The sequence below is a fragment of the Buttiauxella sp. 3AFRM03 genome (genome assembly GCF_003675305.1).
Lineage (GTDB): Bacteria > Pseudomonadota > Gammaproteobacteria > Enterobacterales > Enterobacteriaceae > Buttiauxella > Buttiauxella ferragutiae.
Map to the genome: position 1 here is coordinate 4,266,401 of NZ_CP033076.1, position 14,448 is coordinate 4,280,848.

The window sequence follows — 14,448 nt, forward strand, 5'->3', positions numbered from 1 at the left end:
GTTTGAGCAATCGACGAAGTGCGGGATGACAGAGAGAATTATGAAAAAAATTGATGCGATTATTAAACCGTTCAAACTGGATGACGTGCGCGAAGCGCTGGCAGAAGTTGGCATCACCGGCATGACGGTCACGGAAGTTAAAGGTTTTGGTCGTCAGAAAGGGCATACCGAACTGTACCGTGGTGCTGAGTACATGGTGGACTTCCTGCCGAAAGTGAAAATTGAAATTGTCGTGACCGACGATATCGTCGATACCTGCGTGGACACCATTATTCGTACCGCGCAAACCGGTAAAATCGGCGATGGTAAAATCTTTGTCTTTGACGTGGCGCGCGTGGTGCGTATCCGTACTGGGGAAGAAGACGACGCCGCGATTTAATCCGCATCGTTTGCCCTCACCCTAACCCTCTCCCTCAGGAGAGGGGATTTTCTTTTCTCCCTCGCCCCTTTGGGGAGAGGGTCGGGGTGAGGGGAAAATCACATCACCTTATGCGGGCCAAAACACTCATAGTTAATTCGGCTCTGCTCAACGCCCAACGTCACTAACTGCTCCGCTGCAAAACGCATAAAGCTCACCGGGCCGCATAGGTAAAACTGCATATCCGGCGTATTGATTTTGCTCTCCAGTGCAACCAAATCCATCAAGCCTTCGCTATCGAATTTTGACTGTGCACGGCAGTCCGCGCTCGGTGTGCGGTACCACACGTGGCTATCAAAACGTGGCAACTGCGCACCCAGCACATTCACTTCGTCGGCAAACGCATGCACGTCGCCATGCTCTGCGGCGTGGAACCAGTTTACGGGGGCGTGATGGGCATTTTTCGCCAGCGTATCCAGCATCGCCAGCATCGGGGTCTGGCCGACGCCTGCGGAAATCAACGTCACTGGAGTTTGTGCGTTGACGTTCATAAAGAAATCACCCGCCGGAGCGGCAAGATGCAGTTCATCGCCTACTTGTGCGTAATTGTGCAGCCAGCTTGAAACCTGGCCCTGGTCTTCACGTTTCACCGCAATGCGATAGCTTTTACCATCTGGCTTGCGGGTCAGTGAATACTGGCGAATTTCCTGATGCGGGAACCCTTCTGGTTTCAGCCACACGCCGAGGTATTGGCCAGGCTGATAATCCGCGACCGGTTTGCCATCCGCGGGTGCAAATTCAAAACTGGTGATAAGCTGGCTTTGCGGCTCTTTTGCCACAATGCGGAAAGCACGCGTGCCTTCCCAGCCGCCATTTTTCGCCGCGTTATCCTGGTAGATTTCCGCTTCACGGTTGATAAATACACCCGCCAGCACACCATACGCCTTGCCCCACGCATCCAGCACTTCCTGGCCTGGGCTGAACAGCTCATCCAGCGTTGCTAACAGGTGGCCGCCGACGATGTCGTACTGCTCTGGTTTAATCTGGAAGCTGGTGTGCTTCTGGGCGATTTTTTCTACCGCAGGCAGTAACACCGCCAGATTTTCAATATTCGTCGCATAAGCACAGATGGCATTAAACAGCGCTTCACGCTGATCGCCATTGCGCTGGTTACTCATATTGAAGATCTCTTTTAGCTCAGGGTTATGGCTGAACATACGATCGTAAAAGTGTGCGGTAAGTTTTGGGCCGGTTGCTGCAAGCAGGGGAATGGTGGATTTCACAACAGCGATAGTCTGGGCATCAAGCATGGTATAGCTCCATTTTCTGACATTAAAATTTAATAGTGCATTTAAAATGCATCTTATAAAACTCTCCGCTAAAAAAAAAGCACTACATTGTAAATGGATACTGACTGAGTCGATTCGGCTCACAGAACGTGAAATTTATGCATGTTGATGATGAATTAATATCCGCTGAAATAGCTTGCCACTTTCCCCTTCAAACCCTTGCAGGACGCCAAGCCAATCGTTTGCGTAAAAACCTCTGTCAAGGCCTATCACCCAGCACTGTTTCGGTTTACACTGTTGCCCGTCGCCCAAAAGGGCACCCTCGTTGCTGTAAATTTTTACTGTTAGCTGAGTTTAGGAGATGCGGATGTTAAAGCGTGAAATGAACATTGCCGATTATGATGCCCAACTGTGGCAGGCTATGGAGCAAGAAAAAGTACGTCAGGAAGAGCACATTGAACTGATCGCCTCCGAAAACTACACCAGCCCGCGCGTGATGCAGGCTCAGGGTTCTCAGTTAACCAACAAATATGCAGAAGGCTACCCAGGCAAACGCTACTACGGCGGTTGCGAATATGTTGACGTGGTTGAGCAATTGGCTATCGACCGTGCAAAAGAGCTGTTCGGCGCTGATTACGCTAACGTGCAGCCGCACTCAGGTTCACAGGCTAACTTCGCGGTCTACACCACGCTGCTGGAACCAGGCGACACCGTTCTGGGTATGAACCTGGCGCACGGCGGCCACCTGACTCACGGCTCCCCGGTAAACTTCTCCGGCAAGCTGTACAACATCGTTCCTTACGGCATCGATGAATCCGGTCATATCGATTACGCAGATCTGGAAAAACAAGCCAAAGAACACAAACCGAAAATGATCATCGGTGGTTTCTCTGCTTATTCTGGTGTGGTTGACTGGGCAAAAATGCGTGAAATCGCCGACATGGTTGACGCGAAACTGTTCGTTGATATGGCACACGTTGCGGGTCTGATTGCCGCAGGCGTTTACCCGAACCCGGTTCCACACGCTCACGTTGTGACTACCACTACGCACAAAACGCTGGCAGGCCCACGCGGTGGTTTGATCCTCGCTAAAGGCGGCAGCGAAGAGCTGTACAAGAAACTGAACTCTGCAGTATTCCCAGGCGCGCAGGGCGGCCCACTGATGCACGTCATCGCGGGTAAAGCTGTCGCACTGAAAGAAGCGATGGAGCCAGAGTTCAAAACTTACCAGCAGCAAGTGGCTAAAAACGCGAAAGCGATGGTTGCTGTGTTCCTGGAGCGTGGCTACAAAGTGGTGTCTGGCGGTACTGACAACCACCTGTTCCTGCTGGACTTGGTTGATAAAAACCTGACCGGTAAAGAAGCCGATGCTGCATTGGGTCGTGCGAACATCACCGTCAACAAGAACAGCGTACCAAACGATCCGAAGAGCCCGTTTGTGACTTCCGGTATCCGTATCGGTACCCCTGCGGTGACTCGTCGTGGCTTCACTGAAGCTGACGTTCGTGAACTGGCTGGCTGGATGTGTGATGTGCTGGATAGCATCAACGACGAAGCGGTTATCGAACGCACTAAGCAAAAAGTTCTGGATATCTGCGCACGTTTGCCTGTTTACGCATAATCCCTGACTTGTAAGAGTAGCTACCGTCTTGGACGTCAAGCGGTAGCTGCATAATTTTCATCCCATGGTAATCGGGTTTTCAGTACGCCGAAGCACATATGTACCAGCTTACGCATCACTGCACCCAGCGCCGCTTTTTTCGCCTTACCTTTCGCTACCAGCCTTTCATATATCGCCTTCGCGGGTTTATTCCACCGGATTGCACTCAGGGCTGCTACATACAGTTTGGCTCTGACTATTGAGGGGCCTGTTTTTGACATATGTGCCCGCCCGCGTACCGAACTGCCGGACACTCTCTCCACCGGTGTTATTCCCAGATACGCTGCCACCTGCGAGGCACTTTTGAACGTCCCGTCTTTCAGTAGTGCCAGCATCTCCCGTCCCACCTGCTCCTTCACACATTTTATCGATTTCAGCAGCTCCAGATCGGCCTTCAGTCCCGGGTCGTTATCTGTGTGGTCAGTAATGAGCTTTTCTATCCGTTCCAGTTCATCACTCAGCCAGCCGTGTGTCCGCTCCAGTGAGCCTATGACCTCCCGTGGTGTCGAGGTTGAATGCGCTTTTTCAAGCCGGTTGGCCGTCCTCTGCACATCCTCTTTCAGCGCGTCGCGCTGACGCAACAACGCCCTGAGTTTACGGACTTCAACTGACGGTGGGACCCAGGCATCGGGATGCTTCAGCTCGCCATAACAGGCCAGCACAAATGCGTCCACTGTGTCATTTTTCGTGAGGATATCCATTCCGCAGGCAAACTCACGGACACGGTATGGATTGGCCATGCAGACAGAAATCCCCGCATCATGAAGCCCATACGCCAGATTCTCATGGTAGATACCCGTGGCTTCCATCACGACTGTCATATTATCAGAGGCGCATTTTTGGGCCTCCAGCCAGTCGATGATTTTGCGGGCCACACAGGGTTCATTGGTGAAGACTTTCTGCTTTTTCTTACCCTTAATACCGGCAACAAGCAGACAGACATCTATTTTATTTTTGCTGATATCAGCACCGAGAAAAGCCATATTTCATCTCCTTCCACGTGAACCAACACGCCATTCCAGCCTTGTACATGCGAAGTCAGAGCTTCTGGTTACCGTTCGGATTTTGAGTGGCGTGAAAGGTGAAACGGAGGGCTTAAGCTACGTCGGAAGATCGAGGTCTTCAGGTCGGATACAAGCTTCCTCCGTTTCATGTAACCGGTAGCTAACCAGCTACCGGTTCAAGATACAAGGTCGGATAAGCGCAGCGTCATCCGACACAACTGGTGGATGACGCTAACGCTTATCCACCCTACAAAACACATTTATCACCCTTTGTCAGCAATCTGAAAGCCCACATCATGTGGGCTTTGTTGTTTTTAGCGTTACTGCCGATCGCGCGTAATTGCCGAACATTTCTCAGCAATAGTCACGGTATCGCCATTTTTTGTTGCCTGGTTACACTCGTCCATTGGCGACATCGGCGGTGGCGTGTTAACGGTCTGGGCGGCACATCCGCTTAATAATATCCCGCAAAGTATGACTCCTGCTTTGAACATCACTTCACTCCTGATTTGAAAGGCGCGCGGCTATAAAGGGCAAATAACAAATCCTGGTTGGTAGCAGTCTGCCAGGTTTTTCCGTTGTCCACAGAATGGCGAAGTTCTCCGTTGGCGTAGGGATTATTTGTGCTTACCCAGAGGCTGTAACTGTTTTTTCCCGTAGGTTGAGAGGTTGATCCCTGTGAGCTGAAAATCAGCGCATAGCGTTTATGGATATCCAACCCCGTCAGACGCGGCCAGAGGGAGTAAACCGCCGGCCTGGACGGCAGATTAAACGGTGGCAGGGCTGCCGAAAACAGCGTTTGTGCCGGGTTACCTTTGCTATCGAGCAAGACAATCTGAATCCGGAAGTTATCTCCTGGCACCGCATCCACGTAGCGTTCAAACAACCAAAAATCGAGCTTTGGCAGATCGGGCTGTTGCAGGGTGAAGGTCTGCATCAATTGCTGCTCGCCCTGCATGTCTGTCCGTTCGCTGCCCGGCGCAATACTTTCCTGCACGATGTGCATGGCGGGGACTGCCGTGGTGTGCTGATAAACCTCAATTTCAGGCGCGTTAAGGTTCCCTTCGTGGTTTTCAAACTGAACTCGCAGACGACGAGCGCTCATCTCCGGTAACGAAAAGGTACGCTTATCACCGAGGATAAAGCCACGCGTTAACGTGTGCCATGCGCCGCCTTCCTGATAAGCCAGCGCATAATTGCGTATCGCAAACGGTGCAGGCTCTTTAACCACTATCTGGTTAAATTGCGTCAGCTTGTCCAAATCCAGTTCATAGCTGTTTATTCCTGCGGTAATCGTTTTGCCCTGCGCGAGGTTATCAGGCACCGGAATCGTCACGCCAGATTGTTTACTGAAGTGGAGCAGCGCGGTAGCCCCTCCCGCCAGCGGGTAGCTCACAACGCCGAGTTTTTGCTGCCAGCTTTGCCCGCTATAAAGTTCGGTTATCTGCCACTTGCTGCCTGCTTTAAGCCCCAGTGATGCAGGCGTGAGTTGCAAGGTTTGCGGTTTGCTCTGCCAGTTGGTTAGCCCAACATACACGCCGCCTTTATCGTCTTTTCGCACCAGCATCGCTGGGCTATGTTCGCCCGCGTGGTAGAAATTATTCATGGAAACTGGCCGTGCGGCACTGCCATCGGCGGCAACCTTCAGTAAGGCTTTATTTTCCAGCCATGCACTGCGGTCTTCATCGACAAACGGCAGATTATCGCCAACCAGCCAGTGGCCGCCGCCGAGGGCTACCGTGGTGGCAAGGCGCTGTGCGGCTAACTGGCCGTAGCGGTTATTACCCTGAATGATGTACTCCGGCAGGAACATATCGGCATCGTTATAATCGTATAGCGTGCCGTTGCTCCACCAGGAGGCTGCGCTGTTAAAGGCCTGGCGTTCGATACCACTGTAGTTTGCAACGCCCAGCGAAGTATCGCAGGCAGCGCGGCGGCCGTGAGTAAACGCGGCGGGCAGCAGTGGCGCAATGGATGCATTCAGGAATACCGGGCGGCCACTTGCCAGTACTTCGTCACGCATAATCTTCATGCCGATGCGGTAGTTCTGAATGCCGTTTACCGCCGGGTTGTGGTGTTTCCCTTCATACAAACCCATATCCAGGAAATCGAGCTTGATGTAGTCATACCCCCATGCGAGATAATTTTTGATATTACGCCGCACAATGTACTGCGCCGCCGGGTGTGACATATCCAGCGCGTAACTGCCCAGATAGGTTTTCACCAGTTGTCCTTTTTCATCATGCAGGCAGGCGTCGCGATGGCTATAACCCGTGTCGTCTACCGGCAGATCCAGCCAGTTTTCATAGATGGCAAATGGCGTCAAATAGCCGCCCGCTTTCAGCCCCTTCTTATGCACATAGTCGGTGAAGGTTTTCATTCCCTCGGGATAGCCATCAGGCTGAAAACCACCGTCCATATTGATGTACTCGTACCCCAGCGGTTTGAGATTTTTAGCAACATAATCGGTGATGTCATACATATCCCGCGCTTTACCGTAGCTATCGTGCGAGTAAAACGCGTTAAATCCAACGGGCACCGCACCCTGCCAGTTGAGGCGGGGTTCACCCTGGTTGTAAGCTTTGCCGTAGCTTTCCAGCCCGTCGCGGTAGTCGTTGAAGTAGCCGATAAAAAACAGATCGGAGCTAACCTGTTTGCCACTTTGGGTTCCGCCCCAGTTATAAAGTGCGAATTCGCTGAGCGCGCCATTCGCCTGCTGTGCTTCCCCCAAAAGCTGGCTACTTTTCCATTTCTGCACGCTTGCAGCCCCGGCGACTAAACCGTGGTGGTTGGTATTGTCGAATAGCGCGGTGACCCAATGGCTGACACCGTTGAACTTCACCATCGGTTCATCAGGGTTGGCAAAGCGATCCGTTCCGTTCTGGCTCAGGCCAAAATGATTTACCGCCGCTACGCCAAAGTCGAAATTATTGGAGTAGGGCGTGGTGTAAATTCGTTTATCGCCGCCTTCTCCAATATCGGCAAACGAGGCGCTGATGGGCGTAAGTTTTGTCACGTGCAGATTTTTTTGTGCCGATACCTGCATGTCGCTGAGCAGCCAGCTTTTATCGTTAAAAAACCAAAAACGCACCGTCAGAGTGGTGCCGTCGGCAAAGCGGTTGTTCAAGGTAAGTGTTTCACCTTCACCGCGAGCCGGGTCTTTTACTTTCTGCCAAAGCGCGCTGCGGCCTACCGCTTTGGCACTGTCCAGACTTGCCTGGCTTAATTGTGCCGTACTACGAAATGTTTTGATAACGGGGACATTGCCCCACAGCAAATCCCCCGTTCCCCGGTTAAGATCGTAATGCAATTTATACTCGCCGTGGCGCACCGTAACCTGCTGCCCCTGCTGAGAAAACTCGGCGGCGTGGGCGGCGTTGAATGTGATCAGGCATGCCAGAGTAAAGACTATTTTGTTGATCATTTTTCACACCTTAAAAGATTGAAAACGGTGCAATGACATTGAATTTGATATCAATTTCATCCTGAAACATATTGTTGTAGCCACCGCTGTAGTTTGGGTTGCTGCCGTGGTTGTCGTAATTGATGTAATGGAGATTGAACAACGTGCCTTTCAGGCGACCCGTTTGCACGACGTGGGCAATATTGAACGTCCAGGCCGATTCGTCGATGCGTTGGCTCTGGTCAGCCAGTTCGTCGTTGACGGTACACGTCGTGCAGGGCTTGCCGCCCCAGCCATAGGCGTAGCCTGCGCCAACCGCCCAGCCGGGAAGTTCGTAATTTTTCAGGTCATACGTCACGCCCGCGAAAACGGAGGTTTCACCGTTGGCGTCGAAGTCAGAAGCCGCATCCCACCAAATATCCAGCCGCCCGTTGGAGCTGGCGTAAGCCGGGGTAATACGTTGCAGGAAGAAGCCCTGATTTCCTTCGGCCTTGACGGTTTGCGCCTCCAGACGGAAATCCAGCGTGTCGAGTGTGTAGCCGAGCGTGATGCCTTGCAGCCAGGCCAGCCCTTCGTATTCGTCATTGACCGAGCCGTAGGCGGCAATGGAATTGTCACCGACCTGATCTCTGGCGCCGTAAAACTGATAACTCAGGCGCAGATCGTTGCCCGCGACAGGGAAGCTGTATGAAAGCTTGGTCATGTACTGATCCATAAAATCAGCGGCCTGCGCCCAGGAGGTTTCCAGCACCAGCTTATTTTTAAAGTCGTAGCGCATACCGAGGGCATGAACATAATCGATTTTGGTGGTGTTATCCGCGCCGCGGAATTCATACATTTCGGTGTACCACGGCGCTTTGTATTTATCAGACCAGAAATAAGAGCTGGAAAGCGCGCCGTACTGACCGAAGTCCCAGCTACCGCCCATTTCAGCGCCCTGATACGCACCGGGAACAAATCCCCAGTGCACGGCAAGCAGCGTTTGGCCGGACGGCTGGATGTAACCGGCTCGCATCCAGTAATCGTCATGTTTTAATTTCAGCGCGGCTTTGTAGAGATTGAAACCGCCTTTGTCCCCGGACCAGTCTTCATCCCAACGCTGGTTTGCCGAACTTAAACTGATTTCATTGGGGTGTGCGGCATTGCCGGTGGCGAGGTTGACGGCGGCAAACCCGGCGACATCAAGGCCAATAAAACCCCCGGCATAACCTGAAACAAAATCGAGATTAGCGTTAAAGGTCGCGTGGTGAAGGTCTTCGACGTAATGGCCGTAATCCGGGCTGCCCACGGTCATATCGCGTTTGTCACGGTAACGCTGCGAGTAATAAATTCCTCCGGATAAATGAGAGTCGTCCACGAAACCTTCGGCCTGGACGGGGGCCGATATCATCAGGGTGGGGGTTGTTGCCAGTATTGCGGCAAACAGGGGCCGTAAGGATATGTCACGCATAGGGAATCCTTCCATGAATATACCCGTCATACTTCGAGTCGCAGGGGTGTTGGCTGCACTCACAAACCCCAGTCACTTACTCAAGTAAGCTCCTGGGGATAAGCTCCCTTGCCGCCTACCTGCAACTCGAATTATTTAGGGTTTAGAATAAGTAAGGAATGGGGCGATAAGCCCCCTAAAAAACTATTGCAGGCGCTTCAGGTGCCAGATACGGCTGGTGTAGTCGCGGCTAAGCGGTGGATCGATATAAATCCCCCGATACATCAGCTCATCCCCGCCAATAGGCTGCGGCTGGTCGTCTACCTGATAAGTAGCCTGCGCATCCAGTCCGGCAAGGCGCACTTTACGTAATGGCGCAGAAGCCTCGCTGACAAGAGAAAATGCCATCAGCAATGCCTCGCTTTTATCCGGCGAGACAAACATCCACGCGGCAAAGTCCGGGTTCTGCCACGGGCTAACCAGCCGCCAGAAAGTGCCGAACTGCAACAGTTCGCGATGCTGCTTATAAAAAGCAATTTGTTCGCTCACCGCTTTGTCGCGCTCGGTATCGCTGCGCATCAAATCCAGCATCAGCCCATAGTTGCCGCTCATTGCCACTGCGCCCCGCATCTCCATGCTGGTGGAGCGCCCCATTTGGTGATTGGGGACTTCCGATACATGTGCGCATTGCACAATCGGCGGGTAGAGCAGGCTGGTGGAATACTGAATATGCACGCGTGAAGCGGCGTCGGTGTTATCGCTCACCCACGCCTGCGCCATGTAATGCAACATCCCCGGGTCGAAACGCCCACCGCCGCCCGCGCAGCACTCAAAAAGAATATGCGGGAAGCGAGTGGTGAGAGCCTCGAGCAGTGCGTACAGCCCAAGTATGTAGCGGTGCGCCGTTTCCTGTTGGCGCTCGGGGCTGGCCGTGTGCGACCCCACTTCGGTCATATTGCGGTTCATATCCCATTTAATGTAATCAACAGGATGCTGCTCGAGGAAGGTGCTCATTTGCTCAAGAATATTGTTGCGCACTTCCGGGCGACCTAAATCGAGAATGTACTGGTTACGGCCCTCGGAAAGGGGCTGCTCGCCTGCGCTAAGTACCCAGTCAGGATGTAACGCAAACAGCTCACTGCGGCGGGAAATCATTTCTGGCTCAAACCACAGGCCAAACTTCATCTCCATTGCGTGCACCTGGTCGATTAACGGGCGCAGGCCGAGAGGGAATTTTTGCTGATTGACAAACCAGTCGCCGAGCGATGAGGTATCGCCGTTTCGCTCGCCAAACCAGCCGTCGTCAAGCATGAGCAGTTCCACGCCAAGCTGTTTTGCGTTGTGGGCAAAGTGCAGCAGCTTTTCTTCATTAAAATCGAAGTAGGTGGACTCCCAGTTATTCGCCAGAATCGGGCGCGTTTGATGGCGATGCTGGCCGCGTACCAGGTTATCGCGATATAGCCGATGCAGCGCCTGCGAAAGCCCGTTAAGGCCGCAATCGCTCCAGGCCATTACCGCTTCTGGCGTCTGGAAGCCTTCACCCGGTAGCAATTGCCAGCCGAATCCGTGCGGGTTAATACCTAACAACACGCGAGTTTGTTTAAAGGCATCGACCTCGGTGCGGGCGGTGAAATTGCCGCTATAGACGAGGTGCATTCCCCAGGCTTCACCTTGCATTTCGGTGGTTTCCGCGCGCACCAGGCCGATAAACGGTTGTTGATGCGTGCTGCTGGCTCCGCGTTTGCTGTCCAGGACGCTAATGCCTGGGTTGAGCGGCTGGCGATGCCACTGGCGCTCGCGCGCCCAGGCTCCGGGAAACTGAATCTGCTCAAATTCGCCATCCGGGAAATCAACGGCACAACTCAGAGCGCGCAGCAGGCGTAACGGCTTATCACCTTTGTTAACCAGCCGCGCCGCGCGGGCAATAACCGGGAGGTCGCGAAACACCGTATAGCTCAACTCAACCTGCAAATGAGTCACCGGATCGGCAAGCGTGATAACCAGCGTTTCAGCTTCGTCAGGCGTTTCTACCCACGTTGCTGGCAGCCCTTCAGGGCGGGGTTTACCGGCAACTATCTGATGCGAAAGGTAGTGCAAATTGCTGACCTGGTTGCCATCCGCATAGCGCACCTCAAATGCCGGTTCGCGATAATCCCCTGCGCCGTGGCCGGGATACTCCTGCAAAACGGTATCGAGTGAAAATGTTCTGTCCGGCCAGTTTGCTGGCGTGGGTGAAAATGACGAACGATCAAGTTTTGGATAATCGTGATACTGATTAAACGTGGCAATGCGTTTGCCCCAGTAGCAGTGAACCAGATAACGTTGGTGTTCAATCCCCATCACATAGCTAATCTGCTGATTGTGAAGGTGAAATGTTTGCTGTTGCGCATTCCAGGTAATCATACTTTCACCTCTTCAGGCTTGCTGGTATTACGTTGATGAATATCGTCGAGAATTTCATAAAAGCGTTTCTCGGTAATTTCATAACCGGCTAGTGGGATCAGGCTAATCAGCGTTAACGCACCAGGAATTAAGGTAAATAACAGGCCAATCCACATGGCTGTTTCCACCGCCTGTACCTGGTGAGGAATATAACCCGCCCACGACAGCATAAATCCGCCAATGGCACCGCCGATAGCGCCGGACAATTTGGTTTTAAAAATATTCAGTGAAAACACCATGCCTTCGGAGCGGTTGCCGCTGCGCCATTCGCCATATTCCACACAGTCTGCCACCATGGAATAAAGCGATATTTGCCCCACGCCACCACAGAATGGTGCCAGTGCGCCAATGATGAAAATAAGGGTGATGTTGGTCTGGAAAAAGAACAGCAACATACAGGCGGCAGCCATAATCGCGCTGCTATATAGTGCGGTATTCTTCTTGCCTATTTTTGCGGAAATAAACGGCGAGACGACCGCGCCAGCAACCTGAGCAATCATTGAAACCGTGAGGAAAATACCCAGCATCATTTCGGCATTCAAATTATAAATGAAGAAATAAAGCTGGAAGGTGCCGCGAATAACACCAATCATTTCTAATAAAAACATACCGGTCAGCAGCAGACGTAACGGGCGATGTTGTTTTAATAAAGTCCAGAATCCTTTAAAACTTTGCCGTTCTTTGCGTGGTACGGAATATTTTTCTTTGACACCAAAGAATGTAATCAACATGCAGATTAAGAAAATAGCGCTGTAAATCACCGCCACGCCTGCCCAACTACCAACAAATTTGACCAACCACAGCGTTGCGGCACTGACAGAGAGAAAGCCAAAGGTGGCAATGGTGCGCGGGATAGTGATGACTTTACTGCGCTCGGTCGGGTCCTGCGTGATGGCGGCGGACAATGACCAGTAGGGAATATCGATAATGGCGAAGCAAATACTCCACAAAATATAGGTGGAGTAGGCATACGCCAGCTTTCCTGCTTCAGATAAGTCTGGGCTTAAGAAACAGGCGACCGTCGTCAGCGATACCAGAATACTGCCAATCAGAATCCATGGTCTGAATTTCCCCATTTTGGTGTGGGTATTATCTACCAGAATGCCAAGGGCAATATCTGTTGCACCATCAACCAGGCGAGCGATTAAAAATAATAATCCGACGGCAGCGGCTTTAATGCCAAAACTATCGGTGTAATACAACATTAAGTAAATAGCGATAAACGCGTACATCACATTTGCGCCGTAACTGCCAATGCCATAGGAAATGGCGGTAGTCCAGGACACTTTGTCACGTGGATATCTATCTTTTTCAGTACCAGAACCTTCACTTGAATGGGCTAATTCCATTCGAACCACTCCTGTGTTAATGGAACAATTAACTCGGAAAGATATTCGGTAAATTAAGCTGATATGCCGAAGGTGGCTAAGCGTAGTGGATTAAAATCGGTGGGACTTTGCGCGGGGGTTTATATTTAACTAAACAGAGATTACTAATAATTGCAGTGAATTATTGAAATATGTCGGGTGGAAAAACAGGTTTAATATTTTCCACCCAGGTTTTGCTACTCTGCTTCCAGTGCATTTTCGACATATAAATAGCCAATTCCCATTATTTGCTGGGCACGAGTTAGCTTGCCAAAATTAATCTGCGTTGCTTTCACTTTCAGCGCATCGCCATGATCAAAGGGATTAAAGCCAATCTGCCGGTCAACGGTTGCCAGCCATTCATCACCAAACGCACAGCTTCTGCCGTAAAACCAAATCTGATTGATATTCAGGATATTGAGAAAATTATACAGACTCAGCCCAATGGCATTGGCGGCGCTCTCAACCCAGCGCCGCACCTGCTCGTTGCCATCGTGCCAGGCGGCAATTAATTGCGTTGACGTCAATGTTTCAGGGTCAAGTTTAGGCGAGCTGGGTTGCGATTTAAGCCAGATGCGTGCCTGTTTTTTCAGCGCGCTAAGCGAGGCGACGGTTTCAAGGCAGCCGTACCTTCCGCAATCACACGCCATGCCGTCCGGGTTGACAATCGTGTGGCCAATTTGCCCGCTGCCGTACAGGCTGCCACGGTAAATCTGCCCGTTGATCACAAACGATGAACCGATACCGTAATCCACATTGATGACACAAAAATCCTGGCGGCTTTCCGGATTCTGCCATTTCTCCGCTAGCGCCAGCATCACACAATCGTTATCCACACGTACCGTAATACCCAGTTTTTCTTCCAGCAAGTATTTGATTTCAATCGGTTCACGCCACGGTGCTTGCGGCATGGTTTGTGAAACACCTGTCACCGGATCGACTTGCCCGTGTATGCCCAACGCCAGGTTAATGGTTTTTTTCGGCCAGTTTTTATGATGATGACGCCAGATATTCTCAATCGCTGCCAGCAAAACCTGCGGCGTGGCAGCATTGACATGAATACGTTCAAATTCGCCCAGTGGCGAAAGTTGCGCATCGCACAGTTGGCTCTCAATGCTGGTGGGTGTCACATTCATGCAAAGAATGAAATCACCGTCGGGTGGGATTTGGTAACTGCCGCTGTTAAGGCCGCGATTACTGAGATTTTCAGTGGAGTGGTTGAGCTTTCCATCATTCACTAACTCATCAAGAATCTTACTGACCGCAGGGATAGAAAGACCGGTGTACTGGGAAAACTGCGACTTACTGAGCCGCTTATGCTGCCACACCAGCTTCATCATGGTCTGGCGATTAACCTGCCGCACCCGCTGATTGTTCAGCCCTGAAATCTGCATTTCACTTAACTCCGTTAACTATATTGCGTGAGCATTAAGCGTTTTAAGCCGCGATGAGTTCCCTACACTGCAAACATATCCTATTTAACTGTTTAATGTTTA

At 51.7% G+C, this 14,448-nt stretch carries 10 protein-coding genes; 2 read left to right on the forward strand and 8 right to left on the reverse strand.

Annotated features, from left to right (window positions below):
- Positions 1-40: 40 nt before the first annotated feature.
- Complete coding sequence (glnB, locus tag D8682_RS21375) at positions 41-379, forward strand: nitrogen regulatory protein P-II (protein WP_002438074.1); 339 nt, start codon at positions 41-43, stop codon at positions 377-379.
- Between the two features lie 98 nt (positions 380-477).
- On the opposite strand, the gene hmpA is transcribed toward glnB, so the two are convergent.
- The gene (hmpA, locus tag D8682_RS21380; protein ID WP_121815086.1) at positions 478-1,668 is read right to left on the reverse strand and encodes an NO-inducible flavohemoprotein; all 1,191 of its coding nucleotides are present in this window, start codon (positions 1,666-1,668) and stop codon (positions 478-480) included.
- A 346-nt stretch (positions 1,669-2,014) separates the two neighbouring features.
- Between hmpA and glyA the strand changes: the two genes are divergently transcribed.
- Complete coding sequence (gene glyA, locus D8682_RS21385) at positions 2,015-3,268, forward strand: serine hydroxymethyltransferase (protein ID WP_121815087.1); 1,254 nt, start codon at positions 2,015-2,017, stop codon at positions 3,266-3,268.
- 35 nt (positions 3,269-3,303) lie between these two features.
- Here glyA and D8682_RS21390 read toward each other — a convergent pair whose 3' ends face one another.
- The 7 genes from D8682_RS21390 to D8682_RS21415 form a co-directional block, all read right to left on the reverse strand.
- Entirely contained in the window at positions 3,304-4,290 is a 987-nt protein-coding gene (locus tag D8682_RS21390) for an IS110 family transposase (RefSeq protein WP_121813607.1), read from the reverse strand.
- Positions 4,291-4,631: 341 nt separating this feature from the next.
- Positions 4,632-4,805: a hypothetical protein gene (locus D8682_RS26830; RefSeq protein ID WP_157092929.1), complete on the reverse strand. Its 174-nt coding sequence runs from the start codon at positions 4,803-4,805 to the stop codon at positions 4,632-4,634.
- Complete coding sequence (locus tag D8682_RS21395; RefSeq protein WP_121815088.1) at positions 4,805-7,735, reverse strand: hypothetical protein; 2,931 nt, start codon at positions 7,733-7,735, stop codon at positions 4,805-4,807. Before D8682_RS21395 ends, D8682_RS26830 begins: the two co-directional genes overlap by 1 nt.
- Before the next feature lie 10 nt (positions 7,736-7,745).
- Positions 7,746-9,179, reverse strand: coding sequence for an OprD family outer membrane porin (locus D8682_RS21400; protein ID WP_370090776.1), 1,434 nt, complete (start codon positions 9,177-9,179; stop codon positions 7,746-7,748).
- Positions 9,180-9,347: 168 nt separating this feature from the next.
- The gene (locus tag D8682_RS21405; protein WP_121815090.1) at positions 9,348-11,546 is read right to left on the reverse strand and encodes an alpha-galactosidase; all 2,199 of its coding nucleotides are present in this window, start codon (positions 11,544-11,546) and stop codon (positions 9,348-9,350) included.
- Complete coding sequence (locus D8682_RS21410; RefSeq protein WP_121815091.1) at positions 11,543-12,934, reverse strand: MFS transporter; 1,392 nt, start codon at positions 12,932-12,934, stop codon at positions 11,543-11,545. Before D8682_RS21410 ends, D8682_RS21405 begins: the two co-directional genes overlap by 4 nt.
- Positions 12,935-13,149: 215 nt before the next feature.
- Positions 13,150-14,346, reverse strand: a complete 1,197-nt coding sequence (locus D8682_RS21415) for an ROK family protein (protein WP_064544405.1) — start codon at positions 14,344-14,346, stop codon at positions 13,150-13,152.
- Between the last annotated feature and the right edge of the window lie 102 nt (positions 14,347-14,448).